The following is a 24,984-nucleotide window of genomic DNA, read 5'->3' as shown; positions in this document are numbered from 1 at the left end:
AGAAGACCACCATGGCGTTCCCCAGAACCCTGAAGCTGATCCTGCTGTCGATCCGCGACCTCATCGCCTCGGCAGGGCCGATCATTTTCATCGTCATCGGCCTGCTGATCGCCGCCTACTGGTGGCTGCAGCCGCAGCCGCCCAAGCACGTGACGCTGGCCACCGGCCCCACAGGCAGCGCCTATGCGCAGTTCGGCAAGCGCTATGCCGAAGCGCTCAAGCACAGCGGCATCGAGGTAGAGCTCAAGCCCACATCGGGCTCGACCGAGAACCTGCAGCTGCTGCGCACCGGCGGGGCCGACGTGGCCTTCGTGCGCGGCGGCAGCGCCGACCCGGTGGCCGACGAAGAGGCCGGCCTCACTTCGCTCGGCAGCCTGTTCTACGAGCCGATCTGGCTCTTCTACCGTGCCGACTCGGCGCAGAAGATCGATCGCAAGACCGGCACGCTGACCACGCTCGCCCAATTGCGCGGCCTGCGCGTGAACATCGACCTGCCTGGCAGCGGGCTGCCAGACATCATGGAGCGCCTGCTCAAGGCCAACAGGCTGGGCCCCGAAGACCTGCTGCTGTCGAACCTCGAACAGGCGTCGGCCGCCGAGGCGCTGCAGGCCGGCCTTCTCGATGCCATCGTGCTGTCTTCCGCGCCGCAATCGCCGCAGGTGCAACGGCTGCTGCGTTCGGACGACATCAAGCTCATGGACTTCGGCCAGGCCGACGCCTACTCGCGGCGCTTTCCGTTCCTCTCGGCGGTGACGCTGCCGCGCGGCGTGGTCGACCTGTCGAAAGACCTGCCGCCGCACGACGTGGCTCTGCTGGCAGCCACCACCTCGCTGCTGTCGCGTGACGAAACCCACCCGGCCCTGCGCCAGCTGTTCGCGCAGGCGGCGCAATCGGTGCACAGCGGCGCCGGCTGGTTCAACCGGGCGCGCGACTTTCCCAACACCCGCACCAGCGAACTGCCGGTGAGCCCCGAAGGCGACCGCGCCATCAACGGCACGCCGCCGATCTGGCAGCGCTACCTGCCCTTCTGGGCCAGCAACCTCGTCGAGCGCATGTGGCTGGTGCTGGGCGGCCTGCTGGTGCTGATGCTGCCGCTGAGCCGCGTGGTGCCGCCGCTGTACCAGTTCCGCGTGCGCCGGCGCGTGTTCCGCTGGTATGCGCGGCTGCGCGACATCGAGGCGAAGGTCGATGCAAAGACGGAAGTGAAAGAGGCCGAACAGAAGTCCCTGCTCGAAGACCTCGACCAGCTCGACCGTACGGTCAACAAGGTGGCGGTGCCGCTGTCGTATGCCGACGAGCTCTATGCGCTGCGCAACAACATCTATGCGGTGCGCAAGCGGGTGCTGGCCCGTGCGCCGCAAGGCAGCAGTGCGGGCGGTGGGGCCGGACCGACGACCGCGGCGAACGATGCCGCCTGATGGCGCCCTCCATCCGACCTTGCGCACGCTGATCGATTTCGCACAGCCGCGCGGCGATGGTGCGAGCCGGCTGCGCCTGTCTTTCGGTGCGCCGTCGCGCGTGCTGGTGGCGCGGACGGTCGCAGAGGTGTTGCCTGTGCTCGAAGCCGTCGAGGCGCTGGCGCGTGAGGGGCACTGGTGCGTGGGGTATCTGCGCTACGAGGCTGCAGCGGCCTTCGACCCCGCGTTCGCGGTGCATGCGGCGGACGGGCCGTTGGCCTGGTTCGGCGTGCACGACGAAGCCCTGCCATGGCCGGAAGCCCGGAGCGACGCTTCGGCAGTGCCTTCGGTCGATTGGCAAGACAGCCTCTCACGCGCCGACTTCGACCAGCGCATGCAGGCCATCCACCGCGCGATTGCGCACGGCGAGCTCTACCAGCTCAACTACACCGCCCCATCGCATGCCGGCTTTCATGGCGATGCACAAGACTGGTTTCTTGCGCTGCGGCAGGCGCAGCCCGACGGCTACACCGCCTTCATCGACACCGGCGAAGAGCAGGTGCTGTCGGTGTCACCCGAACTATTCTTCGACTGGCATGGCGATCGCATCCTCACGCGTCCCATGAAGGGCACCGCCCCGCGCGGCGCCACGCCCGCCGAAGACGAAGCGCTGGCGCAGCGGCTGCGCACCGTGCCGAAGGAGCGGGCCGAGAACGTCATGATCGTGGACCTGATCCGCAACGACCTCTCGCGCGTGGCCCGGCCTTTCTCGGTCCGCGTGCCGCGGCTGTTCCACACCGAGGCGCTGCCGACGGTGTGGCAGATGACGTCCGATGTCGAGGCCCTCGTGCGCGAAGGCACCACGCTGGCCGACGTGTTCGGTGCGCTGTTTCCGTGCGGCTCGATCACCGGAGCGCCCAAGGTCAGCGCGATGCGCATGATCCGCGAACTGGAGCCCGAGGCGCGCGGTGTGTACTGCGGTGCCGTGGGCGTGGTGCAGCCCGGCGGACGGGCGACTTTCAACGTACCGATCCGCACCGTGACGCTGCGCGACGGCGAGGCGCGTTGCGGCATCGGAAGCGGGATCACGGCCGACGCGCAAGCCGACGCCGAGTGGGAAGAGTGGCGGCACAAGCGTGCCTTCCTGTCGCACGCAAAGCTGCCCGTGAATCCGCCTTTCGAGCTGCTCGAAACACTGGCACTGGCGGAAGGCGAATTGCGCGATGCACCGGCGCACCTGGCGCGCATGGCAAACGCCGCCCGGCATTTCGGCTACGCGTGGAACGAAGCGCTCGCCGCCGCCTGCCTGCATCGTCTTCAGGCACAGCACACGGCCGGCACGTGGCGCGTGCGCCTGCTGTTCGATGCGCAAGGTACGCCCCGCGCCGAGGCGTTCGCGATGGAAGCGCCGCCCTCACGCGTGCAACTGCAGCTCGCGGACCGCGCATTCGACGAGGCCCATAGCGACTTCACCCGCTTCAAGACCACCCGCCGCGCCCACTACGAAGCCTTCGCGCCCACCGCTGCGGGCGTGTTCGACACCCTGCTGTGGAACCGCGACGGCGAGATCACCGAATGCACGCGCGGCAACATTGCCCTGCTGCTCGACGGCCGCTGGGTCACGCCGCCCTTGCGCTGTGGTTTGCTGAACGGCATCGGCCGCGCCAACCGCGTGCGCAGCGGCCAGCTTGCCGAAGCGGTCGTGCGGGTGGACGATCTGCCCCGGGTGCAGGCGCTGGCCTTCGTGAACAGCCTGCGCGGCTGGCTGGATGCCGATCTGAACGTCCCGCAAAAATAGTTCGACAAAGCGCTTGACTTAGAGCGCGCTCTAATTTCGAGAATCAACGCCATGGAAACCAGTCTGACCATTGCGGAAGTCGCAGAGCGAACCGGCCTGACGGCCTACACGCTGCGCTACTACGAACGCATCGGGCTGATTGCCGCGGTGCCGCGTGCACCGGGCGGTCAGCGGCGCTATGCGAGCGCCGACATGGACTTGCTGGATTTCCTGTTGCGCCTGCGCGAGACCGGCATGTCCATCCAGGGCATGCAGGCCTTCGTCAGGCTTCGAAGCCAGGGGGACGCCAGCGTCGGCGAACGGCGCGAGATGCTCGAACAGCACCTTGCCGAAGTTCAGGCCCGGGTGGCGACGCTGCAGCAATCCATGCAGGCGCTGTCGCTCAAGATCGACCACTACCGCGAGGTCGAGAAGACGAAGAAGCGTCCTCCTCTATCGGGCAAAGCCCGGGAAGGAAAGACGAGCAATGACGAACACACAGAACCAGGGCCACAACGACAACCTGCGCTACACGCGTGGCCTGGCCAAGCTCCACGAGATCGACGGTGAAGGCGGCGTCAAGGTGGTCGAGAGCCTGGCCGACATCGCGCCCGACTTTGGCCGTCTGGTGATCGAGTTTCCGTTCGGCGACATCTACTCGCGCCCCGGCCTCGACCTGCGCTCCCGCGAGATCGCGACCGTGGCCGCGCTCACCGCCATGGGCAATGCCGCGCCGCAGTTGAAGGTGCACATCCACGCTGCGCTCAACGTCGGCGTGACGCGCGACGAGGTGGTCGAGGTCATCATGCAGATGGCGGTATACGCGGGCTTTCCGGCGGCACTGAACGGCCTCTTCGCCGCACGCGAGGTGTTTGCGGCGGACGATGAAAAAAGCGCGCAGCCCCTTGCGGAACCGCGCGCTCTTGCTGAAGCAGACTGAGCTTTTTTCAGAGGCCGTCTGCCCCCACCCAACCCTCCCCCGGCAGGGGGAAGGAGAAGCGACACGAACTGCGCGCAGCCTGGGGGTGAGCCTTATTTCAGGGCCTTGTAGCGCATGCGCTTGGGTTTTGCGCCTTCTTCGCCGAGGCGCTTCTTCTTGTCGGCTTCGTACTCCTGGTAGTTGCCGTCGAAGAAGGTCCACTGGCTGTCGCCTTCGGCGGCCAGGATGTGCGTGGCGATACGGTCGAGGAACCAGCGGTCATGGCTGATCACCATGACCGTGCCGGCGAATTCGAGCAGCGCGTCTTCGAGCGCGCGCAGCGTTTCCACGTCGAGGTCGTTCGACGGTTCGTCAAGCAGCAGCACGTTGCCGCCCGCGATCAGCGTCTTGGCCAGGTGCAGGCGGCCGCGTTCACCGCCCGACAGCGTGCCGACCTTCTTCTGCTGGTCGGCGCCGTTGAAGTTGAAGCGGCCCGCATACGCGCGGCTGGCCATCTGGAACTTGCCGACGTTGATGATGTCGAGGCCGTTCGAGATGTCTTCCCACACGGTCTTCTGGTTGGCCAGTTCGTCGCGATGCTGGTCGACGAAAGCCATCTTCACGGTCTGGCCGATGACGACCTCGCCCGAATCCGGCTTTTCCTTGCCCGCGAGCAGCTTGAACAGCGTCGACTTGCCGGCGCCGTTCGGGCCGATGATGCCGACGATGGCGCCCGGCGGCACGGTGAAGCTCAGGTTGTCGATCAGCATGCGGTCGCCGAAGGACTTGCTGACGCCGTGGAACTCGAACACCTGCTGACCCAGCCGCTCCGCCACCGGAATGAAGATTTCCTGGGTCTCGTTGCGCTTCTGGTATTCCATGTCGCTCAGCTCTTCGAAGCGGGCCAGGCGGGATTTGCTCTTGGCCTGGCGTGCCTTCGGGTTCTGGCGCGACCACTCCAGCTCCTTCTTCAGCGCCTTGGCGTGGGCTTCTTCGCTCTTCTGCTCCTGCGCCAGGCGTTCGCCCTTCTGCTCGAGCCAGGTGCTGTAGTTGCCCTTCCAGGGAATGCCGCGACCACGGTCCATTTCCAGGATCCACTCGGCCGCGTTGTCGAGGAAGTAGCGATCGTGGGTGATGGCCACCACGGTGCCCGTGAAGCGCTGCAGGAACACTTCGAGCCATTCGACAGATTCGGCGTCCAAATGGTTGGTCGGTTCGTCGAGCAGCAGCATGTCGGGCTTGCTCAGCAGCAGGCGACACAGTGCCACGCGGCGCTTTTCGCCGCCCGACAGCACGCCGATCTTGGCGTCCCAGGCCGGCAGGCGCAGGGCGTCGGCGGCAATTTCGAGCTGGTGTTCGGAATCGGTGCCGGCGGTGGCGATGATGGCTTCGAGCTGGGCCTGCTCGGCCGCCAGCGCGTCGAAGTCGGCGTCTTCGGCACCATAGGCGATGTACACCTCTTCGAGGCGCGCCTTGGCCGCGAACACCGCGCCCATGGACTCTTCGACCGACTCGCGCACCGTGTGCTCGGTGTTGAGCTTGGGTTCCTGCTCCAGATAGCCGATCGTCATCCCCGGCATGGGCAGCGCCTCGCCCTCGAATTCCTTGTCCACACCCGCCATGATCTTGAGCAGCGTGGACTTGCCCGAGCCGTTCAGGCCGAGCACGCCGATCTTGGCGCCGGGGAAGAAAGAGAGCGAAATGTCTTTCAAGAGCTGCCGCTTGGGCGGCACGGTCTTGCTGACACGGTTCATCGAATAGACGTATTGAGCCATGTGTGGGTAGTTACCTTGGGTAGCGGGGATTCAGGGAAAGCGCGGCGGCCGGAATGCGGGCATTCAGGCGCGGCAAACCACCGATTATCGACTCATGCGACAATAGGCCCCGTTGCCGGGTCCAGTTGCCCGCAACACCGGCTCTCTGCCGGGGACGAAGAAAGCCCTTTATCACGACGGGTTTTTCGGCTCCCACCCCTGACCTTCATCTGCCTTGACTGGCTCGGTGTCAACAAGACGCCTGGCGGGCCGATGCCACTGCGCCGTGTATGGCGCTTATTGTTTCCAATGAATTTTGACGAACTGAAGCTGGCCCCCGCCATCTTGAAGGCTGTGCACGAGCACGGCTACGACACCCCCACCCCCATCCAGGCGCAAGCCATTCCCGCGGTTCTCGAAGGCCACGACCTGCTGGGCGGCGCCCAGACCGGCACCGGCAAGACGGCCGCCTTCACGCTGCCGATGCTGCACAAGCTCAGCATGAGCCGCAGCGCCACCAACAAGTTCGGCGGCACCGGTATCCGCGCCCTTGTGCTGACCCCCACGCGCGAACTCGCGGCCCAGGTCGAAGAGTCGGTGCGCACCTACGGCAAGTACCTGCAGCTCGACTCCACCGTGATCTTCGGCGGTGTCGGCATGAACCCGCAGATCAGCAAGCTCAAGAAGGGCGTCGACATCCTCGTGGCCACCCCCGGCCGCCTGCTCGACCTGCAGCAGCAAGGCATGCTCGACCTGAGCCAGGTCCAGATGCTGATCCTGGACGAAGCCGACCGCATGCTGGACATGGGCTTCATCCATGACGTGAAGAAGATCCTGGCCCTGGTGCCCAGGGAAAAGCAGAGCCTGCTGTTCTCGGCCACCTTCAGCGACGAGATCCGCGACCTCGCAGCCACGCTGCTGAAGAATCCGCAAAGCATCCAGGTCACGCCTCGCAACACCACCGTGCAGCGCATCACCCAGGTGATCCACCCCGTGGGCCGCGGCAAGAAGAAGGCGCTGCTCGCGCACATCATCAACGAGAACAAGTGGAGCCAGGTGCTCGTGTTCACGCGCACCAAGTTCGGCGCCAACAGCGTGGCCGAATTCCTCACCAAGAACGGCATCGAGGCGATGGCGCTGCACGGCAACAAGAGCCAGAGCGCGCGCACGCAGGCGCTGGCCGGCTTCAAGAGCGGCGACATCCGCGCGCTGGTGGCCACCGACATCGCGGCCCGCGGCATCGACATCGATGAGCTGCCGCACGTCGTGAACTACGAGATCCCGAACGTCAGCGAAGACTACGTTCACCGCATCGGCCGCACCGGCCGTGCCGGTTCGAGCGGCGAGGCCGTGAGCTTCGTGTGCCTGGACGAAGAAGGCTTCATGCAGGAAATCGAACGCTTCACCAAGCAGACGATTCCCGTGCAGATCGTCGACGGCTTCGGTCCTGAAGAAGGCGAACGCGCCGAGCCCATCGCCATGGGCCGCCAGACCATCTGGGGCGGCGCTGGTCGTCCCCCGAGCCGCGACGTGATGCAGGCAGCCGCCAAGGCTGCCCGCACCGAGATGCTGCAGCGCATCCGCGAGAACAAGGCCGGCCAGGGTGCTGGCGGTGGCGGTGGTGGCGGCAATGGCGGCGGTCAGCGCCGCGGTGGCGGCCAGGGCGGTGGCGGTCAAGGCCGCAACGCCAACAACGGCGGCGGACAAGGCCAAGGCCAGGGTCCGCGCGGCCAGGGCGCTCGCCCGCCGCAAGGCCGCGGCCCGCAAGGTCCGGCACGCACGCCGCACCATGCCCCGCAGCACCAACAAGGCCATCTGCCGCATGACGAGCGCCAACCGCGCCATCACGGCAACAGCCACAGCCCGACGCAAGCCAACCAGGTCGCGCACCTGCGCGCCGAAGCGGTCGCAGGCGGCGCCGGCCAGCCGGATCCGTTGCGCACGAGCGTCGACCACATGGGTGGCGGCCGCGGACGCGGTCGTCCGGGTGGCGGCGGCGGTGGTGGCTACGGCGGCAATCGTTCGGGCGGCGGTGGCCGTTCGGGTGGTGGCGGCGGCTACGGCGGCGGTGGTGGCAACCGCTCGGGTGGCGGTGGCGGCGGACGTTCGTTCGGTCGCTGATATCCACGGGCAGAGCACCTGCCCCGGAACATGAAGAAAGGGCACCTCGGTGCCCTTTTTCTTTGGTGCATCGGCACAATCGTTCCGCCATGCAATACATCCCACCCAACTACGCCACCCTCTTCGTAGCCACCTGCAACCTCCTCAATCTCGCGGCCCCGAACCGCGTGTACTACGAGAACCAGGACGCCTACACCGAGCGCGAGTACGAGCGAAAGATCGACTGGACCGGCGAGCGCTTTCATGCGCTCAATGCCGACGTGCTGGCGGTGCAGGAGGTGTGGGACGAATCGGCGCTGAAGGCGGCCATCGCGCGCAGCGGCCTGCGCTACGACTTCGTCTCGGTGCCCGGCGCCGAAAACACACCACCGCCCGGCAGCCCCGAGGGCACGCCTGCGAGAACTGGCGCACAAGGCACGCCGCGCGTAGGCATCGTCACGCGGCTGATGGTGGACGAGGTCCGCTCCTTCGTCGACTTTCCGCCGGGCTTCGGCGTCGATGTGCCCGGCCTCGGTCCACACACACGCTTCGAACGGCCGCCCCTGCTGGTCACGGTGCGCATGAAGCACGGCCAGCAGGTGCATGTGCTCACGGTGCACCTGAAGTCCAAGCGCCCGAAGTTCCTGCAGGACGCGCAGGGCAACCACCTCGAGGACCGCGACGACCGCAAGATCGGCGTGATGGCGTCGCTGCGCTCGCTGCTGATGCGCGGCGCGGAGGCCGCGGCCCTGCGCTGCATCGTCATCGATCTGCTGCAGGGCACGAACGTACCGCTCGTGGTGATGGGCGACTTCAACGACAACCCGCACAGCGTGACGACGCAGCTCGTGGCGGCTACCTCCGAAGTGGCCTACGACAAGGCCGCGCGCGACGTGGCCTTGTTCAACGCCTACGAGATGCAGGGCGAGTCGGCGCTCAAGAAGGACGTGGCGTACTCGCACATCCACCAGGGCTTTCCGGATGTGCTCGACCAGATTCTCGTGAGCGAGGAGTTCGTCGCCAGCAGCCGGCACAGCCTTGGCGACGTGCGGCGTGTCGACTACTTCAACGATCACCTGCACGAAGGGCGCGACCGCTCGCGCTCCGACCACGGCTTCGTGCGCGCCCTGCTGCGGCTGCGCACGGCCTGACCCAGGCGACTCAGCCCATGCGCCGGCCGGTCTGCCGGTCGAACATGTGCACGCTCTCGGCCTCGATGGCCAGCCGCACCGTGTCGTCGGGTCCAGCATCGACGCGGCCATGCACTGCGAGCACCAGCTTGGCTTCGCCGACCTGCACCAGCAGTTCGGTCTCCGCGCCCGTGGGCTCGACCACGATCACCCTGGCCTCCACGCCGTGCGAGCCGCCGCCGAGCGTCATGTCGCCGGGTCGGATGCCGTAGTGCACCGGCTGGCCGTCTGGCGCCGAGGTGCCGATGGGAACCGGCCAGCGCGCGCCCTGCGATTCGACCCAGCAGTCGCCGCCCGAACGCCGCACCGTGCCTTCGATGACGTTCATCGACGGCGAACCGATGAACTGCGCGACGAACAGGTTGTCGGGCCGGTCGTACAGGTCCAGCGGAGTGCCGATCTGCTCGACGATGCCGTCGTGCATCACGACGATGCGGTCGGCCATGGTCATGGCCTCGATCTGGTCGTGCGTCACATAGACGGTGGTGGTCTTCAGGCGCTGGTGCAGCGCCTTGATCTCGGCGCGCATTGCCACACGCAGCTTGGCGTCGAGGTTCGACAGCGGCTCGTCGAACAGGAAAACCTTCGGGTCGCGCACGATGGCGCGGCCCATGGCCACACGCTGGCGCTGGCCGCCCGAGAGCTCGCGCGGGTAGCGGCCCAGCAGCGCGTCGAGGTTGAGAATTTTTGCGGCCCTGGCCACGCGCTCGTCGGTCACCGACTTCTCGGCGTTGCGCAGCCGCAGGCTGAAGCCCATGTTCTCGCCCACCGTCATGTGCGGGTACAGCGCGTAGCTCTGGAACACCATCGCGATGTCGCGGTCCTTCGACTCGAGGTCGTTGACCACGCGGCCGTCGATGACGATCTCGCCGCCGCTGATGTCTTCCAGGCCCGCGAGCATGCGCAGCAGCGTCGACTTGCCGCAGCCCGAAGGGCCGACCAGCACGACGAACTCGCCGTCGGTGATGTCGAAGCCCAGGCCCTTGATGATCTGGACCTTGCCGAAGGATTTCTCGATATTGCGAAAGGATACGGATGCCATGTGTTGTCCCTGAAATCGTTCAGCTCTTGACGGCGCCGGCGGTCAGGCCGCCGACCATGTAGCGCTTGAATGCGTAATAGATGGCCGCGGGCGGCAGTGCGTAGATGAGGCCGGTGGCCATCAGCAGCTCCCACGGCGAATCATCGGCCGACAGGAAATTGCCCAGCGCCACCGCCAGCGTCACGCTCTTGTCGTTCGACAGCAGCAGGAAGGCATAGAGGTACTCGTTCCAGGCCAGCAGCAGCGAATATGTGCCCACAGCCACCAGGGACGGCACCATCAGCGGCAGGTACACGAGGCGGAACAGCTGCAGCGGCGAGGCGCCGTCCATGCGCGCGGCTTCGTCGAGCTCGTAGGGCAGCTTGTCCGACGCCTGCTTCAGCACCCAGATGCAGTACGGCGAGGCGATGGTCACCATCGCGAGGATCAGCGCCCACTGGCTGTTGAGCAGCCCGTAGTTGCCCATGGTCTTGTACATGGGCACGGCCAGGAACGCCGCCGGAATGAAGTACGTGAACAGCGCCAGGTTCATCACCGTGCGCCCGCCACGCACGCGCAGCCGGCTGATCGCGAAGGCTGCCGTGGTTGCCACGAAGAGCGTGATCGCACCTACCGACACCGCGATCAGCAGCGAGTTCCACAGCTGCAGCCAGAAGTGGTCGAGGTAGAAGTGCTTCTGCTGGAACACGATGCGGAAGTTGTCCAGCGTCGGATTCTTGGGCCACAGGTGGCCCGAGGTTGCGGAATCTTTCGACGAGATCGCGAACAGCACCATGTGATAGACCGGGATCAGCGTCCACAGCAGCACCGGAATGCCGATGAGCAGCAGCTTGGCCTCTGTCGCCACGGCCTTGGGGGTCCAGCGCTTCATTTCGAGAGCCTCTTCATCATGAAGTACACGAGCGGCAGCACGAGTGGCAAGGCCACCACGATGGATGCCATCGACAGGTCGACCTGGTCGAGCCGCAGGTAGCGGATGCCCAGCGTGGCGAGCACGTGCGTCAGGTCGGCGGGGCCACCACCGGTGAGCAGATAGACGCTGTTGAAGTCGCCCAGCGTCCAGATCATCGAGAGGATCAGCGATGTGATGTAGAGCGTCTTGAGCGCAGGCCAGCTCACGAAGCGGAACTTCTGCCACGACGAGGCTCCATCGACCGAAGCCGCTTCATATTGCTCGGTGGGAATGGCCAGCCGCCCCGCCACGAGGATGAGCGTCCAGAACGGCAGCGACTTCCACACGTGCACCACCATCGCGAAGCTCAGCGCCAGCGCAGGGTCGTTGAGCCAGTTGGGACCATCGGCGCCGGTCAGGCGAAAGATGGTGCTGTTGATCACGCCCCACTCCGGGTTCAGCATGAAGCGGATCGACAGGATGGTCGGAATCGAGGGCATCGCCCACGGGAGGATGAAGATCGCCGAAATGATCTTGATCCACCAGCGAGACGTTACGAAGAAGCCCGAGAGCACCAACGCCACGAGCATCTTGAGGTTGATCGCCACGACCAGGAAGATGGCCGTGTTGATCACGGAGCGGAAGAAGATCGGGTCTTCGACCAGCTTCACGTAGCTTTGCGGATGGCGGGCGAGCCAAAGCCCGTAGCCCACCGGGTACAGCACGAACACCACGAACACCAGCAGGTAGGGCACGACCATGACCGCGCCCCAGAACTGCCAGCGCGCATGCCGCGCCCCGAGATTGACGACAGGCGCCGGTGTGGTCGACGCGGCGGCGGTGGCAGTGGCGCTCATGGCATGCAGCTGCTGTTGTTGACGGGTGCCGTGCGTGCGCGGCTTACTGCCCCGCCACCGTCTTGATGCGCGCGATCATCTCGTCCACGGCCTTGTCCACCGGCACCTTGTCGGTCACGACGCGGCTCATGGCCTTGGCCCAGACGTTCTCGTTGTTCAGCACGGTGAACTTGTAGTTCTTGGTGAATTCGAAGGTCACGGTGCCGGCGGCATACTGGTTGTAGACCGAGAGGCGATGCGGGTCGGCCTTCCAGAAGTCACGCTGCTGCGCGGTCTTGGTTACGGGGAACCAGCGGCCCAGCGAACCCTCGACGTACGGCGTCAGGTTTTCTTCCTGCAGCAGGAAGGTGACGAACTCCTTGGCACGGGCCTTGTTCTTCGCGTCCTTGAACACCACGCCGGTCTTCACGGCCGTGCGGTAGACCATCTTGCTGCCGTCGGGCTTGCTCGGAAAGCCTGCCGTGCGGATGCGCTCGGTGTAGTTCTTGCGCGCTTCTTCACGCTGCTCGGTCGTGAGCGAGGCGTTGTTCGAATCGTCGAGCCACTTGGCGGCAATGGAGATGGTCGCGTTGTGCGTCATCACGGTCGTCTTGTTGTGGAAGGCGACGTTGTTGTCCGGGTCCTTCCAGCTGGTGGAAGAAGGCGGCGTGCAACCCTTGGTGTAGGGCGTGGTGTAGTCGGTCATGGCGCCGATCAGGCCGGTGCGAACCTTCGGGTCGTCGACCAGCAGCTTGCCGTTGTCGTCCACCAGCTTGACGTTGTAGGCGTCCATGAAGGTCAGGAAGGAATAGAACGCATCGCTCGAATCAACGCCCATCGGCATGCCGATGCCGAAGTTGCGCTTGCCGCTTTCCTTGCGGCTGGCGGGCTGCACCTTGTCGCACCAGAACGACCAATACTCCTTCCAGGTGGTCGGGATGTCCGACTCCTTGAAGCCCGCCTCGGCCAGCATGTCGCGCCAGTACTCGATGTGCATCGTCTGCTGCTTGATCGGGAAGGCGTAGTAGGCCTTGGTCTTGGTCTGCTCGTTGTAGAGGTAGGTGGTCTCCAGCGTGTTGGGCGCGAAGCGGTCCTTCATGGGCGTGAGCACGCTGCTGATGTCTTCGAGCTTGCCGTCGTAGGCCCACTTGCCGGTGACCTGGAAGTCGTACACGTCGGCGTACGCCACGTCTGGCGGGCTGCCCGAGTCGAGCGCGGACACGGTCTTGGGGATCATGTCCTGGATCGGGTACTGCGACAGTTCGATCTTCACGTTCTTGTTCTTCTCCTCGAACTTCTTGATGGCGGCGAACAGCGCGTCGTCCTCCGCCTTGTAGAAGCCCTTGACCCACCATACGGTGAGTTTTTCCTGCGCGGCAGCGTGGCCTGCCGACAGCAGGCCCAGCGCGACCAGCGTCGGCGCAATCAGCGACTTGACGAGTTTCATGGTTGGTGTCTCCTTCTTCTCTTGGGTGGAATTTGCTCGGGGCGCGAGCGTAGGGTGAAAGAACCGGATGCGAACTGCGGACAAACGCGTAGACGGCGCCGATGCGGCCAGCTAACTGGCCTTGAGCCTGGGCGGTGGTCTGCTCAGGCGCGGCAATCGTCGGCGCGAGCCCAGCACGTCCTCGATGTCCTGGCGCGCGCCGTCGATGAGACGGATGATCGCGAGCTCGGCCCTGGCCGGGTCGTGCGCGATCACCGCGTCGAGCACCGCGCGATGCAGCGGCAGCGAAAGCGTGGGGCCGTCGGGCTTGGTGGTCGAAATCTCGAAGCTGGTGCGCAGCAGCGCGTTGAGCACCTTGCTCATCTGCGACAGCATGCGGTTGCCCGCGGCACTCAGCAGGCCGTTGTGAAAGCGCAGGTCGAAGGTGACGTAGTCGCCGCCGTTCTCCACGGCTTCCTTCATGCCCGCGAAGGCGCTTTCTATTTCCTCGATGTCGGTGGCCGTGGCCCGCTCGGCCGCGAGCCTTACTGCCGCCGGCTCCACCACGCGGCGCAGGTCCTGCAGGTCGCGCAGGAACTCGGGCGTGAGCCCCGCGCGCGCCTGCCAGGTAATGACGTCGGGATCGAACCAGTTCCACTTGTCCTTGGGCAGCACGCGCGTGCCGACCTTCGGCCCCGTGACGATCAGGCCCTTGGCCGCCAGCGACTTGATGGCCTCGCGCACCACGGTCCGGCTCACGCCGAGTTCCTCGCCGAGCACGGGCTCGGAGGGGATCGACGCGCCGATCGCATAGCGCCCCGCCACCACGGCTTCACCGAGGAGTTCGAGCGTGCGACCGTGGATGTTCTTGATCATGTGTGATGTGAAATCTGGTATCTCGCCGCTCGAAAACACTAAGGCTCCGGCGCATTGTTCACGCTTATCATATGATGATTGAAACGCTGGATCGGCAGGACAAACCCTGAGGGTCGAGCCCACGCATCGACAACAAAGAGAGACATTTCATGAGCACCGCACCAAAGAAAAAACCCGGTGAACTTCGCAGCCAGCAATGGTTCGGCCGTCATGACCGCGACGGCTTCATCTACCGCAGCTGGATGAAGGGCAAGGGTGTGCCGCACGATCAGTTCGACGGTCGCCCGGTCATCGGCATCTGCAACACCTTCAGCGAACTCACGCCTTGCAATTCGCACTTCCGCACGCTCGCGGAGCAGGTGAAGATCGGCGTGTACGAAGCGGGCGGCTTCCCGCTCGAGTTTCCCGTGATGTCGCTCGGCGAAACGCTGCTGCGCCCCACCGCCATGCTGTATCGCAACCTCGCGAGCATGGACGTGGAAGAAAGCATTCGCGGCAATCCGCTCGACGGCGTGGTGCTGCTCATGGGCTGCGACAAGACCACGCCCGCGCTCATGATGGGCGCGGCCAGCGTCGACCTGCCGACCATCGGCGTGTCGGGCGGCCCGATGCTCTCGGGCAAGTGGCGCGGGCAAGAGCTCGGCTCGGGCACCGGCGTGTGGCAGATGAGCGAGCAGGTGCGCGCCGGCACGCTCAAGCTGCAGGAATTCTTCGAGGCCGAGAGCTGCATGCATCGCAGCCACGGCCACTGCATGACGATGGGCACCGCGAGCACCATGGCCAGCATGGTCGAGTCGCTGGGCATCGGCCTGCCGGGCAACGCGGCCTACCCCGCCGTGGACGGCCGCCGCAACGTGCTGGCACGCCAGGCGGGCAGACGCATCGTCGACATGGTGCATGAAGACATGAACATGTCGAAGATCCTCACGCGCCAGGCCATCGAGAACGCGATCAAGGTCAACGCGGCCATCGGCGGCTCGACCAACCTCGTGATCCACCTGCTGGCCATTGCGGGCCGCATCGGCGTCGACCTCTCGCTCGACGACTTCGACCGTCTCGCCTCCGATCTGCCCTGCCTCGTGAACCTGCAACCCTCGGGCCAGTACCTGATGGAAGACTTCTGCTACGCAGGCGGCCTGCCGGTAGTCATCAAGGAGATCGCCGAGCACCTGCACAAGGACATCCTCACTGTCACCGGCCAGAGCCTGTGGGAGAACGTGAAGGACGCCGAGAACTACGGCCCGCAAGTCATCCGCACGCTGGCGGAGCCCTTCAAGGAAAAGGCCGGCATCTGCGTGCTGCGCGGCAACCTCGCACCCAACGGCGCCATCATCAAGCCGAGCGCGGCCACGCCCGAGCTGCTGGTGCACAAGGGCCGCGCGGTGGTGTTCGAAAGCGCCGAAGACCTGCACAAGCGCATCGACGACGAGAACCTCGACATCGACGAGCACTGCATCATGGTGCTCAAGAACTGCGGCCCCAAGGGCTACCCCGGCATGGCCGAAGCGGGCAACATGCCGCTGCCGCCGAAGGTGCTGCGCAAGGGCATCACCGACATGGTCCGCATCAGCGATGCACGCATGAGCGGCACGGCCTACGGCACAGTGGTTCTGCACACCGCGCCCGAAGCGGCCGCGGGCGGCCCGCTGGCGCTGGTGCAGGACGGCGACATCGTCGAGCTCGACGTGCCGAACCGCAAATTGCATCTGCATGTGAGCGACGAAGAACTGGCCGAGCGCCGTGCGAAGTGGGTGGCACCGAAGGCGCCGCTCGACTCTGGTTACTGGAAGTTGTACGTCGATACAGTTTTGCAGGCTGACCAAGGGGCTGACTTGGCCTTCCTGCGTGGTCGCCGCGGGGCATTCGTGCCGCGCGACAATCACTGAGATGACAAGACTGGTAGCAATCGACTGGGGCACGAGTTCACTGCGCGGCGCACTGCTGGATGCCGGCGGCAAGGTGCTGGAAGAACGCAGCGATGCGCGCGGCATCCTCACGGTGCCCGAAGGCGGTTTCCCCGCCGTCTTCGAGACGCTGTTCGGCGACTGGATGCGCCTTGAGGGCACGCGCTGCCTGATCTCCGGCATGGCCGGCAGCAAGCAGGGCTGGGTGGAAGCGCCCTACTGCGCCTGCCCTGCGGGCCGTGTCGAAGTGGGCCGCAAGATCATCGACATCGATGCCATTCCCGGAGCCCGCATCGCGATCGTGCCGGGCCTGAGCGACGAGCACGCCGGCGTGCCCGACGTGATGCGCGGCGAAGAGGTGCAGATCTTCGGCGCGATGGAGCTCACCGGCCTGAGCGAAGGCGTCTTCGTGCTGCCCGGCACGCACAACAAATGGGCCACGGTAAAAAGGGGCCGCGTCGCGGGCTTTCGCACCTACATGACGGGCGAGTTCTATGCGCTGCTGAGCCAGCACTCGATCCTGGCGCGCACGCTCGATGCATCGGCACCGCTCGACGAAGCCTCGTTCCTCGAAGGTGTGACCCGCTCCGAGAACGGGCACGGCCTGCTGCACAACGCCTTCGGCACGCGCACGCTCGCGCTGTTCGAGCGCATGCCGAAGGAAGAACTCGCGAGCTACCTCTCGGGCCTGCTGATCGGCGAAGAGTTGCGCACGCAGTCGCTGCAGGCGGCCGGCGAGGTGATCCTGATCGGTTCGTCCGCCCTCACCCAGCGCTACACACTGGCCCTGCGCGCCACCGGCGTTGCCACGCGCACGCTGGGGGCCGAAGCCACCTGGGCCGGGCTGCATGCGCTGTCCGGCTTTCTCGATTCCGACAGAATTCCCGCATGAGCACCCCCACACCCCTCGACAAATTCGGCGCCGCGATGCGCGAGCTGCCACTGGTGGCGATCCTGCGCGGCCTCACGCCCGCCGAGGCAGCCGATGTCGGCGACGCCATCGTCGAGCCCGGCTTCCGGCTGCTCGAAGTGCCGCTCAATTCGCCTCAGCCGCTGGAAAGCATCGCGCTGATGCGCAAGCGCTTTCCGCAGGCGCTGGTCGGCGCCGGCACGGTGCTCGGCGCGCGGCAGGTGCGCGAGGTTCATGCGGCCGGCGGCGAGCTGATCGTCTCGCCCAACTTCAACGCCGAAGTCATCGCCGAAGCCGTGCGGCTCGGCATGGTCTGCCTGCCGGGCGTGATGACGCCGACCGAGGCCTTCGGCGCGCTCGCGGCCGGCGCGACCGGGCTCAAGCTGTTCCCGGCCGAACTGGCTTCGCCCGCCGTGGTGAAGGCGCTATTGGCCGTGCTGCCGGCCGGCACGCCGGTGATGCCCGTGGGCGGCATCACGCCCGCGAACATGGCCGAATGGCGCACGGCCGGCGCAGCCGGCTTCGGCATCGGCTCAGCGCTCTACAAGCCCGGTAAGCAGGCCGCGGCGGTGCGCGACGATGCGAAGAAATTCATCGCGGCCTGGACGGGCACAACCCTCGCCTGATCTACGCCCTTCCTCCGCAACAAGAAAAATGGAGAGCCCCTCGATGTCCGCCGATGCCACCTACGCCAGCCCTGCCGTCCGCAAGCTGCGCGAAGACCTCGCCCTGGCCCTGCGCGCCGCCGCCCATCACGGGCTGTCCGAAGGCGTCTGCAACCACTTCAGCGTGATGCTGCCGGGCGCGCAAGACCGCTACCTCATCAACCCGCGCGGGCTGCACTGGAGCGAGATCGGCCCCGACGACATCGTGCTGATCGACGTGCATGGCGAGGTGCTCGCCGGGCGCCATCGCGTGGAGCCCACAGCCCTCTTCATCCACGGCGCGGTGCATCGCATCACGGGTCATGCGGTCGTGCTGCACTGCCACATGCCGTACGCCACGGCGCTCACGATCACGGTCGACCGCGCGCTCGACCCGACCGCGAGCCAGAACGCCATGCGCTACATGAACCGCATCGCCGTCGACGCCGAATACAACGGCCTCGCGCTCGACGACGCGGAGGGTGAACGCATCGCCCGCGCCATGGCGGGCAAGGACGTGGCCTTTCTGGCGAACCACGGCGTGATCGTGGCCGGCGGCAACATCGCCCACGCCTACGACGACCTCTATTACCTCGAGCGCGCCTGCCTGCACCAGGTGATCGCGCAGTCGACTGGGCGTCCGCTGGTGCCGGTCAACGCGAAGCTGGCCGCGCACGTGGCGGCGCAGATCCAGGGCGAGCGCGAGCAGTCGGACCTGTTCTTCGAAGCCCTGCGCCGCATGCTGCCCGCCCCGCGCGGCTGAACTTCCGGCCGATACGGCCAATGGCCTATCCGCGGGACATGTTCCGCGGTGCAAACTCCATTCACAATTGTGTCTTGGCCTTGCTACGTCCTGCGCGCAAGGCGCTTACAGCTCTTCATCCGATTTCGCTCCAGCCTTACACCAACTTCACACAAGGCCGCGAGGATGGGGCTTCCAACCACAACCGGGGGATCACATGAAACAGCTTTCTTTTGCATTCGGCGCCGCGGCCCTTCTGTCGCTGGCCACGCTCACCGTTCCGGCCCAGGCCCATGCGAGCGGAAACTTCATCCAGGCGCAGGTGTATGTCGTGCCCGCACCGCCGCCTCCGCGCCGCTACTACGCACCGCCGCCTCCGCCGCGCCACTATTACGGCCCCGGTTATCGCCGCGACGGCTACTACGACCGCCGCTGGGATGACCGCCGCCACCATGGCGGCCGCCGGGACAACGACGGTGACGGTGTGCCCAACCGTTACGACCGCCGGCCCAACAACCCCCATCGCTATTGATGAAGACCCGGGCCGCTTGCCCGGGTTTTTCGTTCAGGCCGGGGAACCCGCATAGGGCGGCGTCGCGCTCGACAGGGTCTGCTTGAGCTGCCGCGAGACTTCGTCCGCCAGCACCTCGGGCTGCCCCGCCTCAATGCCCGCCAGCGCCTGGCGCGCCACGTCGTCCGGCGAGGACTTGTCGCCCTGCACGTGCGCGGCCATGTCGGTGTCCATGTAGCCCACGTGCAGGCTCGTGACCTGCGTGCCCTGCCCGGCCAGTTCGTTGCGCAGGCCGTTGCTCAGCGACCAGGCCGCCGACTTGGTTGCGCTGTAGGTCGCCACGCTCGGGAAGGTGGTCCAGCTCAGGGCCGACAGCACGTTGATCACACCTCCGCCGCCATTGGCCGCGAGCACGGGCGCGAAGGCCTGCGTCAGCGCCCAGGGGCCGAAGAAGTTGGTTTCGAATTCAGCGCGAGCGGCAGCCAGCGCATCGGGCGAGCCGAGGAAGCTGGAACCGCGCGAGATGCCCGCGTTGTTGACGAGCAGCGTGACGTCGCCGCAGGCACGCACGGCCGCTTCGATCTGCGCCGGCTGCGTCACGTCGAGTGCCACTGGCGTCACGCCGGGCAAGGTGACGCTCTTGGGGTCGCGCGCCGCGCCATAGACCTTGCGTGCGCCTGCTGCCAGCGCTGCCTTCGCAAAGGCGAGACCGAGGCCGCGATTGGCGCCAGTGATGAAGACCACGGAGTCCTTGATTTTCATGATGAGTCTTTCGTTGATGGAAATCGTTGAAAACTGTTCTCAGGCCTGCACCACGCGCCGTAGCAGGCCGCTGGTGGTGCGCGGCCAGCCCACGCGGCCGAACCAGGCGCCGCCCGCGATGGCCGATGCGATCACGATGCCGTACACCACGAGTGCCACGCCCTGCGCCGCGAACACGCCGGTGAGCCCGCCGCCCCAGCGCAGCGCCAGCCAGCCGCCCGTGCCGGCAACCGCCAGGCGCGCGATGTTGCCCAGCACCGGCCACAACAGCCGCCCCGCGCCCTGCGACGCGAAATACAGCACCAGCCCGACACCGAAGAAGCCATACAGCGGCCCCACCACGCGCAGGTAGTGCGCGCCGGTTTCGAGCATGGCTGGGTCATTGCCGAACAGCAGCAGCCACGGGCGCGGGAACAGTGCGGCCGCAATGCCGATGGTCTCGGTCAGCGCAAAGGCCAGCGCCGCGCCGGCCCAGGTGGCACGCAGCGCACGCTCGCGCTGCCCGGCGCCCATGCAGGTGCCGACCATCGCCACCAGCGGCGCGCCCAGCCCGAACACCAGGGGCACCAGCAGGTATTCGAGCCGCGAGGCCGTGCCGTAGCCAGCCAGCGCGCCCGAGCCGAAGTGCCCCGTCAGCGCAGTGGCAATGCCGATCGACAGGTTGGTCGCCACCGTCGACACCGCGCCCACCAGCCCGATGCGCAGGATGTCGCGGAACAGCGGCCAGCGCAGCTTGAGCGCGGCCAGCGTGGGCCGCAGCAAACTGCGCGGCGAGCGCAGGTAGACGATGAGCGCGATGGAGCCCAGCAGGTAGTACAGCAGCAGCGCCATCGCGCCGCCCGCGATGCCCATGCCCGGCAGCGGCCCGACGCCGAAGATCAGCAGCGGCGACGCCGGAATGAGGAACACCACGCCCACCACCGTCACGTTGGCCGGCACCGACATGTTGCCGGTGCCGCGGATGATGGCCGAGAGCGAGTTGAAGAGCCACACCAGCGTCGCGCCCGCGAACACCCAGTTCGAGTACGTGAGCGCCGCGTCGAGCGCGGCCCCGGTGCCGCCCATGATTCCGTACAACCAGCGCCCGCCCAGCAGCAGCGCCAGCGTGAAGCACAGGCCGAAGCCCAGCGCGATGACGATGGCGTGCCACACCAGCGCGTCGGCATCGGCGCGGCGGCGTGCGCCGAGCGCACGGGCGATCGACGAAGCGATGCCGCCTCCCATCGCGCCGCTCGATGTCATCTGCATCAGCATGACGATGGGGAACACCAGTGCCATGCCCGCGAGCGCATTGGTGCCGAGCTTGCCGACGAAGTAGGTTTCGATGAGGCCGACGGAGGCCTGCGCCACCATCACCAGCACGTTGGGTGCAGCAAGGCGCAGCAGCGTGGGAACGATGGGGGCTTCGAGCAGGCGGCGCGTGCGCGGGTCGAGTTCAGTGGCGCTGTTTGGTGCGGTCATGGCGGGAACCCTGGTGCGTTCAGGCACGGGCCGCGGCGGAAGGCGTGACCGGCGAGCCGGCCTTCGCCGCCGGGCGGCGGATCATCATCACGATCAGCGCCGCCACCAGGCAGGCCGCGCCGGCCGCGTAGAGCGCCGGTGTGTAGGTCAGCAGCAGCGTGCGAGCAAAGCCGGCGCCGTAGGCAGCCGTGGCGGCGCCCAGCTGGTGCGCGGCAAAGACCCAGCCGAACACCAGGCCGACCTTGGCGGGGCCGAAGGCGGCGCCCGCGAGTTTGACGGTCGGCGGCACGGTGGCGATCCAATCGAGGCCGTAGAACATCGCGAAGATGCCCAGGCCGTAGATGGTGAACTCCGAATGCGGCAGCCAGAACAGCGACAGCCCGCGCAGGCCGTAGTACCAGAACAGCAGCTTGCGGTTGTCATAGCGGTCCGACAGCCAGCCCGAGAGGATGGTGCCGACGAAGTCGAAGGCGCCCATCATCGCGAGCACCGAGGCAGCGGGCACCGCGCCCATGCCGTTGTCGCCGCACAGCGAGATGAAGTGCGTCTGCACGAGTCCGTTGGTGCTCAGGCCGCAGATGAAGAAGGTGCCGGCCAGGATCCAGAAGGTGCGGTTGGTCGACACCTCCTTCAGCACGCGGAACGGCGTGGCGAAGTTCATCGCTGGCGCGGCGGCGGCCGGCGCTGCCGGCTGCGTGCCGGGCAGTTCACCGTAAGGCAGCAGGCCGATGTCCGAAGGCCGGTTGCGCATGAGGCACAGCGCCAGCACGCCGATGAGGATGCTGCCGATCACGATCGGCACGATGGCCGAGCGCCAGCCCCAGTGTTCGATCATCCAGGCCGCGAACGGCAGGAAGGCCAGCTGCCCGGTCGCAGAACTGGCCGTGAGCATGCCGATCACCAGCCCGCGCCGCGCGACGAACCACCGGTTCGCCACCACCGCGCCGAGCACCAGCGCCGTCATGCCGGTGCCCAGGCCCAGCATCAGGCTCCACAGCACGAACAGCTGCCACAGCTGCGAGGCCATGGTGACCAGCGCCATGCCCATGCCTACGAGCGCAAGGCCGGTGCAGATCACCGCGCGCAGGCCGTAGCGTTCCATCAGCACCGCGGCGAACGGCCCCATGAGGCCGAACAGCGCGAAACGCAGCGCGAGCGCCGAGGAGATCTGTTCGGTGCTCCAGCCGAACTCCTTGCCCAGCGGCTGCAGCATGGCGCCCGGCAGGCCCAGCGCGGCCGACATGGTCAGCATGGTCAGGAAGGTGATGGCGGCGACGATCCATCCGTAGTGGATGCCGCGGCGCTGGAGCCATGCGGAAACGGGGGTGGCGAACATGGGACCTCTGCTGTTGGAATGAGATGTGGAGGAAAAAAGGAAAACGGGTAGCCGCGCGTGACTGCTCGCGTGACGCGGTGTTGGGAAAGCGGTTAGGGGCGGGTCAGTCGTCGCCGTCGGGCACGTCTTCGGCGCCCAGCAGTTCCATCGACTCGTCGATCAGCAGGTGCAGCGCCAGCACGCGCTCCACACCCAGCAGCGCATTGAGCTTTTGCTGCGCGGTCTTCCAGTGGGCCAGCGCCTCGCGCCGTTTTTCTTCGCCCTCGGGCGTGACATGCACCAGCCGGCTGCGCGCATCGGCGCCGGCGGTCTGCGCGACCAGGCCCGCGACGATCAGCGGCTGCAGGTTGCGGCTCAGGGTCGAGGCGGTCATCTTGAGTTCGCCCGCCAGGTCGACCGGCCGCGAAGGGCCGAGCCGCGCGAGATTCGACAGCAGCGAGTACTGCGTGGTCTTCAAGCCGCTCTTCGACACCTCGGCGTCGTAGAACTGCGAAAGACGGCGCGAAAGCTGGCGCACCTTGAAGCTGGTGCAGCCGCGTGGCTTGGTGGGGGTGTCCATGGGATATTATTGTATGTGCAACTATTGCATATGCAACTACCACCCTACACCAAAGCCCCCAGAAGGAACACAGGCATGACACAAAACCCCAACCAGCTCGAAACCTGGATCGCCGAAGAACGCCGTATCGCCGAGCGCCTTGACGCCGGCCCAGGCCCCGGCCTAGCCCGCCCCGAACAGATCGCGGGCAAGACCGGCCTCGAAGTGATGCAGGCGATGCTGAACGGCGACATTCCCTACGCAGCCATCGCCAAGACGCTGGACTTCACGATCCTCGAAGTGCGCCAGGGCGTGGCCATCTTCCAGGGCACGCCGCTGCCGCAGCACCTGAACCCGCTAGGCACCATCCACGGCGGCTGGGTCGCGACGATGCTCGACTCGGCCCTGGGCTGCTCAGTGCACACGATGATGCCGCCCGGGCGCGCCTACACCACCGCCGAGCTGAGCGTGAACTACGTGAAGGGCCTCACGCCCAAGGTGCAGCGCGTGCGCGCCGAAGGAAAGGTGATCCATTGCGGCAAGCAGCTTGCCACCGCCGAGGCCCGCCTCTACGGACCCGACGGCACGCTGTTCGCGCACGCCACGACCACCTGCCTGGTGTTCGAGGTGCTGCCAGCACGCTGAGCCCCTGCGCCCGGATTGTCATCGGGTTGGGCGGGAGGGCGTCAGCAGGAGGAAGCGGACGCCATCACATGCTGTTGAGCAGCGCAGGCACCGCACTTTGCAACGAGGCAGTAGGCCTTCGACCTGTAAGTCCAAAGGCGTCGCAACTCACACCTCCAGTGATAATTATTCTCATCCGAGACCTGCAACAGGCCTCGGAGCTTTCCAGAACACCCGCTCCCGGAGGATTCTCATGACCGAACGCTCAAGCGTCCAAGGCCGCGCCGCGCGCGCATTGTTCGCCACCAGCGCCGCCTGGCTTGCCGTCGCCGCCCTGCCCGCACAGGCTGCCGCAGCCGACGAACTCACGCTCTACACGACGCGCGAGCCCGCGCTGATCCAGCCGCTGATCTCGGCCTTCAGTGCGCAGAGCAACATCAAGGTCAACACCGTGTTCGTGAAAGACGGCCTGCTGGAGCGCGTCAAGGCCGAAGGCGCACGCTCGCCGGCCGACGTGCTGATGACGGTGGACATCGGCAACCTCATGGACTTGGTCGACGGCGGCGTGACGCAGCCGGTGAAATCGGCCGCGCTCGAATCGGCCATTCCGGCCAACCTGCGCGGCGCCGACGGCCAGTGGTTCTCGCTCTCGCTGCGCGCGCGTGTGCTGTATGCCGACAAGAGCCTGCCCCTCACGAGTTTCCGCTACGAAGACCTGGCCAGCCCGAAGTACAAGGGCAAGGTCTGCATCCGCGCCGGCCAGCACCCCTACAACACCGCGCTGGTCGCCTCGCTGATCGCGCACGACGGCGAAGCCAAGGCCGAGCAGTGGCTGCGCGGCGTCAAGGCCAACCTGGCACGCAAGGCCACGGGCGGCGACCGCGACGTGGCGCGCGACATCCTCGGTGGCATCTGCGACGTGGGCCTGGCCAACTCGTACTACGTCGGCCAGATGAAGAGCGCCAAGGAAGGCACTGACGCGCGCAAGTGGGGCGACGCCATCAAGGTCGTGCGCCCGACCTTCGCCAATGCAAAAAGCGGCGGCACGCACGTCAACATCAGCGGCGCGGCCGTGGCAAAGAACGCGCCGCAGCGCGCCAACGCGGTCAAGCTGCTCGAGTTCCTGGTGTCGGAACCGGCGCAGTCGCTGTACGCGCAGACCAACTATGAATACCCGGTGCGCAAGGGAGTGGCACTCGACCCGATCATCGGCCAGACCATCGGCGAGCTGAAGGTCGATCCGCTGCCGCTGACCGAGATCGCGAAGTACCGCAAGCAGGCCAGCGCCCTGGTGGACAAGGTCGGCTTCGACCAGTGACATGAATGGCCGGGCACGCCTTGCC

23 protein-coding genes are annotated in these 24,984 nt (G+C 66.5%); 13 read left to right on the top strand and 10 right to left on the bottom strand.

Features of this window, described 5'->3' with window-relative positions:
• Window positions 1–11 precede the first annotated feature (11 nt).
• The 4 genes from BLV60_RS26565 to BLV60_RS26550 are packed head-to-tail and all read left to right on the top strand — an operon-like array spanning window position 12 to window position 4,114.
• Complete coding sequence (locus BLV60_RS26565) at window positions 12–1,418, top strand: TAXI family TRAP transporter solute-binding subunit (RefSeq protein ID WP_093058283.1); 1,407 nt, start codon at window positions 12–14, stop codon at window positions 1,416–1,418.
• Window positions 1,408–3,195, top strand: coding sequence for an aminodeoxychorismate synthase component I (pabB, locus tag BLV60_RS26560; protein WP_093058325.1), 1,788 nt, complete (start codon window positions 1,408–1,410; stop codon window positions 3,193–3,195). Before BLV60_RS26565 ends, pabB begins: the two co-directional genes overlap by 11 nt.
• 51 nt (window positions 3,196–3,246) lie before the next feature.
• A complete protein-coding gene (locus BLV60_RS26555; RefSeq protein WP_093058282.1) occupies window positions 3,247–3,744 on the top strand; it encodes a MerR family transcriptional regulator in 498 nt (165 codons plus the stop codon).
• The gene (locus BLV60_RS26550; RefSeq protein WP_093058281.1) at window positions 3,662–4,114 is read left to right on the top strand and encodes a carboxymuconolactone decarboxylase family protein; all 453 of its coding nucleotides are present in this window, start codon (window positions 3,662–3,664) and stop codon (window positions 4,112–4,114) included. The genes BLV60_RS26555 and BLV60_RS26550 overlap by 83 nt, the downstream gene beginning before the upstream one ends.
• A 92-nt stretch (window positions 4,115–4,206) precedes the next feature.
• Here BLV60_RS26550 and ettA read toward each other — a convergent pair whose 3' ends face one another.
• Window positions 4,207–5,868, bottom strand: coding sequence for an energy-dependent translational throttle protein EttA (ettA, locus tag BLV60_RS26545; RefSeq protein WP_093058280.1), 1,662 nt, complete (start codon window positions 5,866–5,868; stop codon window positions 4,207–4,209).
• A 288-nt stretch (window positions 5,869–6,156) separates the two neighbouring features.
• Here ettA and BLV60_RS26540 point away from each other — a divergent pair, with 288 nt between their 5' ends.
• Window positions 6,157–7,968, top strand: coding sequence for a DEAD/DEAH box helicase (locus BLV60_RS26540; protein WP_093058279.1), 1,812 nt, complete (start codon window positions 6,157–6,159; stop codon window positions 7,966–7,968).
• Between the two features lie 89 nt (window positions 7,969–8,057).
• Complete coding sequence (locus BLV60_RS26535; RefSeq protein ID WP_093058278.1) at window positions 8,058–9,098, top strand: endonuclease/exonuclease/phosphatase family protein; 1,041 nt, start codon at window positions 8,058–8,060, stop codon at window positions 9,096–9,098.
• Between the two features lie 10 nt (window positions 9,099–9,108).
• Here the strand turns inward: BLV60_RS26535 and BLV60_RS26530 are convergent, their stop codons facing one another.
• The 5 genes from BLV60_RS26530 to BLV60_RS26510 form a co-directional block, all read right to left on the bottom strand.
• Window positions 9,109–10,179 (bottom strand): ABC transporter ATP-binding protein, encoded by a 1,071-nt coding sequence (locus BLV60_RS26530; RefSeq protein WP_093058277.1) that lies wholly within the window; start codon window positions 10,177–10,179, stop codon window positions 9,109–9,111.
• Window positions 10,180–10,198: 19 nt separating this feature from the next.
• Window positions 10,199–11,050 (bottom strand): carbohydrate ABC transporter permease, encoded by an 852-nt coding sequence (locus BLV60_RS26525; RefSeq protein WP_093058276.1) that lies wholly within the window; start codon window positions 11,048–11,050, stop codon window positions 10,199–10,201.
• On the bottom strand, window positions 11,047–11,928 hold the full coding sequence (locus BLV60_RS26520) for a carbohydrate ABC transporter permease (protein ID WP_093058275.1): 882 nt from the start codon (window positions 11,926–11,928) through the stop codon (window positions 11,047–11,049). Before BLV60_RS26520 ends, BLV60_RS26525 begins: the two co-directional genes overlap by 4 nt.
• 43 nt (window positions 11,929–11,971) lie before the next feature.
• The gene (locus BLV60_RS26515; protein ID WP_093058274.1) at window positions 11,972–13,354 is read right to left on the bottom strand and encodes an ABC transporter substrate-binding protein; all 1,383 of its coding nucleotides are present in this window, start codon (window positions 13,352–13,354) and stop codon (window positions 11,972–11,974) included.
• Window positions 13,355–13,465: 111 nt separating this feature from the next.
• The gene (locus tag BLV60_RS26510; RefSeq protein ID WP_093058273.1) at window positions 13,466–14,209 is read right to left on the bottom strand and encodes a FadR/GntR family transcriptional regulator; all 744 of its coding nucleotides are present in this window, start codon (window positions 14,207–14,209) and stop codon (window positions 13,466–13,468) included.
• 149 nt (window positions 14,210–14,358) lie between these two features.
• Here BLV60_RS26510 and BLV60_RS26505 point away from each other — a divergent pair, with 149 nt between their 5' ends.
• From BLV60_RS26505 to BLV60_RS26485, 5 genes are all read left to right on the top strand, one after another.
• Entirely contained in the window at window positions 14,359–16,095 is a 1,737-nt protein-coding gene (locus BLV60_RS26505) for an IlvD/Edd family dehydratase (RefSeq protein ID WP_093058272.1), read from the top strand.
• A 1-nt stretch (window position 16,096) separates the two neighbouring features.
• Window positions 16,097–17,005 (top strand): 2-dehydro-3-deoxygalactonokinase, encoded by a 909-nt coding sequence (locus BLV60_RS26500; RefSeq protein WP_093058271.1) that lies wholly within the window; start codon window positions 16,097–16,099, stop codon window positions 17,003–17,005.
• On the top strand, window positions 17,002–17,649 hold the full coding sequence (locus tag BLV60_RS26495; protein ID WP_093058270.1) for a 2-dehydro-3-deoxy-6-phosphogalactonate aldolase: 648 nt from the start codon (window positions 17,002–17,004) through the stop codon (window positions 17,647–17,649). Before BLV60_RS26500 ends, BLV60_RS26495 begins: the two co-directional genes overlap by 4 nt.
• A 28-nt stretch (window positions 17,650–17,677) precedes the next feature.
• Window positions 17,678–18,430, top strand: a complete 753-nt coding sequence (locus BLV60_RS26490) for an aldolase (protein WP_093058269.1) — start codon at window positions 17,678–17,680, stop codon at window positions 18,428–18,430.
• A 196-nt stretch (window positions 18,431–18,626) separates the two neighbouring features.
• Window positions 18,627–18,941 carry a hypothetical protein gene (locus BLV60_RS26485; protein WP_093058268.1) on the top strand — a complete coding sequence of 105 codons (315 nt, stop codon included), beginning with the start codon at window positions 18,627–18,629 and terminating at the stop codon, window positions 18,939–18,941.
• A gap of 33 nt (window positions 18,942–18,974) precedes the next feature.
• On the opposite strand, the gene BLV60_RS26480 is transcribed toward BLV60_RS26485, so the two are convergent.
• The 4 genes from BLV60_RS26480 to BLV60_RS26465 form a co-directional block, all read right to left on the bottom strand.
• Window positions 18,975–19,682 (bottom strand): SDR family oxidoreductase, encoded by a 708-nt coding sequence (locus tag BLV60_RS26480; protein WP_093058267.1) that lies wholly within the window; start codon window positions 19,680–19,682, stop codon window positions 18,975–18,977.
• A gap of 39 nt (window positions 19,683–19,721) precedes the next feature.
• Window positions 19,722–21,143: an MATE family efflux transporter gene (locus tag BLV60_RS26475; protein WP_093058266.1), complete on the bottom strand. Its 1,422-nt coding sequence runs from the start codon at window positions 21,141–21,143 to the stop codon at window positions 19,722–19,724.
• Window positions 21,144–21,162: 19 nt separating this feature from the next.
• Window positions 21,163–22,479, bottom strand: coding sequence for an MFS transporter (locus BLV60_RS26470; protein WP_093058265.1), 1,317 nt, complete (start codon window positions 22,477–22,479; stop codon window positions 21,163–21,165).
• 103 nt (window positions 22,480–22,582) lie between these two features.
• Window positions 22,583–23,038: a MarR family winged helix-turn-helix transcriptional regulator gene (locus BLV60_RS26465; RefSeq protein ID WP_093058264.1), complete on the bottom strand. Its 456-nt coding sequence runs from the start codon at window positions 23,036–23,038 to the stop codon at window positions 22,583–22,585.
• 75 nt (window positions 23,039–23,113) lie between these two features.
• Here BLV60_RS26465 and BLV60_RS26460 point away from each other — a divergent pair, with 75 nt between their 5' ends.
• Entirely contained in the window at window positions 23,114–23,662 is a 549-nt protein-coding gene (locus BLV60_RS26460; RefSeq protein ID WP_093058263.1) for a PaaI family thioesterase, read from the top strand.
• Window positions 23,663–23,894: 232 nt separating this feature from the next.
• Entirely contained in the window at window positions 23,895–24,959 is a 1,065-nt protein-coding gene (locus BLV60_RS26455; RefSeq protein ID WP_093058262.1) for a Fe(3+) ABC transporter substrate-binding protein, read from the top strand.
• The last annotated feature ends 25 nt before the right edge of the window (window positions 24,960–24,984 follow it).

Source organism: Variovorax sp. YR634 (assembly GCF_900106655.1).
Lineage (GTDB): Bacteria > Pseudomonadota > Gammaproteobacteria > Burkholderiales > Burkholderiaceae_C > Variovorax.
The sequence above is the reverse complement of the archived record's forward strand: the minus strand, read 5'-3'. Positions and strand labels throughout refer to the sequence as shown.

What these genes read in the sequence shown, in the direction of transcription:
- BLV60_RS26565 (WP_093058283.1), top strand. Translation starts at nt 12, where the DNA reads ATGGCGTTCCCCAGAACCCTGAAGCTGATCCTGCTGTCGATCCGCGAC.
- pabB (WP_093058325.1), top strand. Translation starts at nt 1,408, where the DNA reads ATGCCGCCTGATGGCGCCCTCCATCCGACCTTGCGCACGCTGATCGAT.
- BLV60_RS26555 (WP_093058282.1), top strand. Translation starts at nt 3,247, where the DNA reads ATGGAAACCAGTCTGACCATTGCGGAAGTCGCAGAGCGAACCGGCCTG.
- BLV60_RS26550 (WP_093058281.1), top strand. Translation starts at nt 3,662, where the DNA reads ATGACGAACACACAGAACCAGGGCCACAACGACAACCTGCGCTACACG.
- ettA (WP_093058280.1), bottom strand. Translation starts at nt 5,868, where the DNA reads ATGGCTCAATACGTCTATTCGATGAACCGTGTCAGCAAGACCGTGCCG.
- BLV60_RS26540 (WP_093058279.1), top strand. Translation starts at nt 6,157, where the DNA reads ATGAATTTTGACGAACTGAAGCTGGCCCCCGCCATCTTGAAGGCTGTG.
- BLV60_RS26535 (WP_093058278.1), top strand. Translation starts at nt 8,058, where the DNA reads ATGCAATACATCCCACCCAACTACGCCACCCTCTTCGTAGCCACCTGC.
- BLV60_RS26530 (WP_093058277.1), bottom strand. Translation starts at nt 10,179, where the DNA reads ATGGCATCCGTATCCTTTCGCAATATCGAGAAATCCTTCGGCAAGGTC.
- BLV60_RS26525 (WP_093058276.1), bottom strand. Translation starts at nt 11,050, where the DNA reads ATGAAGCGCTGGACCCCCAAGGCCGTGGCGACAGAGGCCAAGCTGCTG.
- BLV60_RS26520 (WP_093058275.1), bottom strand. Translation starts at nt 11,928, where the DNA reads ATGAGCGCCACTGCCACCGCCGCCGCGTCGACCACACCGGCGCCTGTC.
- BLV60_RS26515 (WP_093058274.1), bottom strand. Translation starts at nt 13,354, where the DNA reads ATGAAACTCGTCAAGTCGCTGATTGCGCCGACGCTGGTCGCGCTGGGC.
- BLV60_RS26510 (WP_093058273.1), bottom strand. Translation starts at nt 14,209, where the DNA reads ATGATCAAGAACATCCACGGTCGCACGCTCGAACTCCTCGGTGAAGCC.
- BLV60_RS26505 (WP_093058272.1), top strand. Translation starts at nt 14,359, where the DNA reads ATGAGCACCGCACCAAAGAAAAAACCCGGTGAACTTCGCAGCCAGCAA.
- BLV60_RS26500 (WP_093058271.1), top strand. Translation starts at nt 16,097, where the DNA reads ATGACAAGACTGGTAGCAATCGACTGGGGCACGAGTTCACTGCGCGGC.
- BLV60_RS26495 (WP_093058270.1), top strand. Translation starts at nt 17,002, where the DNA reads ATGAGCACCCCCACACCCCTCGACAAATTCGGCGCCGCGATGCGCGAG.
- BLV60_RS26490 (WP_093058269.1), top strand. Translation starts at nt 17,678, where the DNA reads ATGGAGAGCCCCTCGATGTCCGCCGATGCCACCTACGCCAGCCCTGCC.
- BLV60_RS26485 (WP_093058268.1), top strand. Translation starts at nt 18,627, where the DNA reads ATGAAACAGCTTTCTTTTGCATTCGGCGCCGCGGCCCTTCTGTCGCTG.
- BLV60_RS26480 (WP_093058267.1), bottom strand. Translation starts at nt 19,682, where the DNA reads ATGAAAATCAAGGACTCCGTGGTCTTCATCACTGGCGCCAATCGCGGC.
- BLV60_RS26475 (WP_093058266.1), bottom strand. Translation starts at nt 21,143, where the DNA reads ATGACCGCACCAAACAGCGCCACTGAACTCGACCCGCGCACGCGCCGC.
- BLV60_RS26470 (WP_093058265.1), bottom strand. Translation starts at nt 22,479, where the DNA reads ATGTTCGCCACCCCCGTTTCCGCATGGCTCCAGCGCCGCGGCATCCAC.
- BLV60_RS26465 (WP_093058264.1), bottom strand. Translation starts at nt 23,038, where the DNA reads ATGGACACCCCCACCAAGCCACGCGGCTGCACCAGCTTCAAGGTGCGC.
- BLV60_RS26460 (WP_093058263.1), top strand. Translation starts at nt 23,114, where the DNA reads ATGACACAAAACCCCAACCAGCTCGAAACCTGGATCGCCGAAGAACGC.
- BLV60_RS26455 (WP_093058262.1), top strand. Translation starts at nt 23,895, where the DNA reads ATGACCGAACGCTCAAGCGTCCAAGGCCGCGCCGCGCGCGCATTGTTC.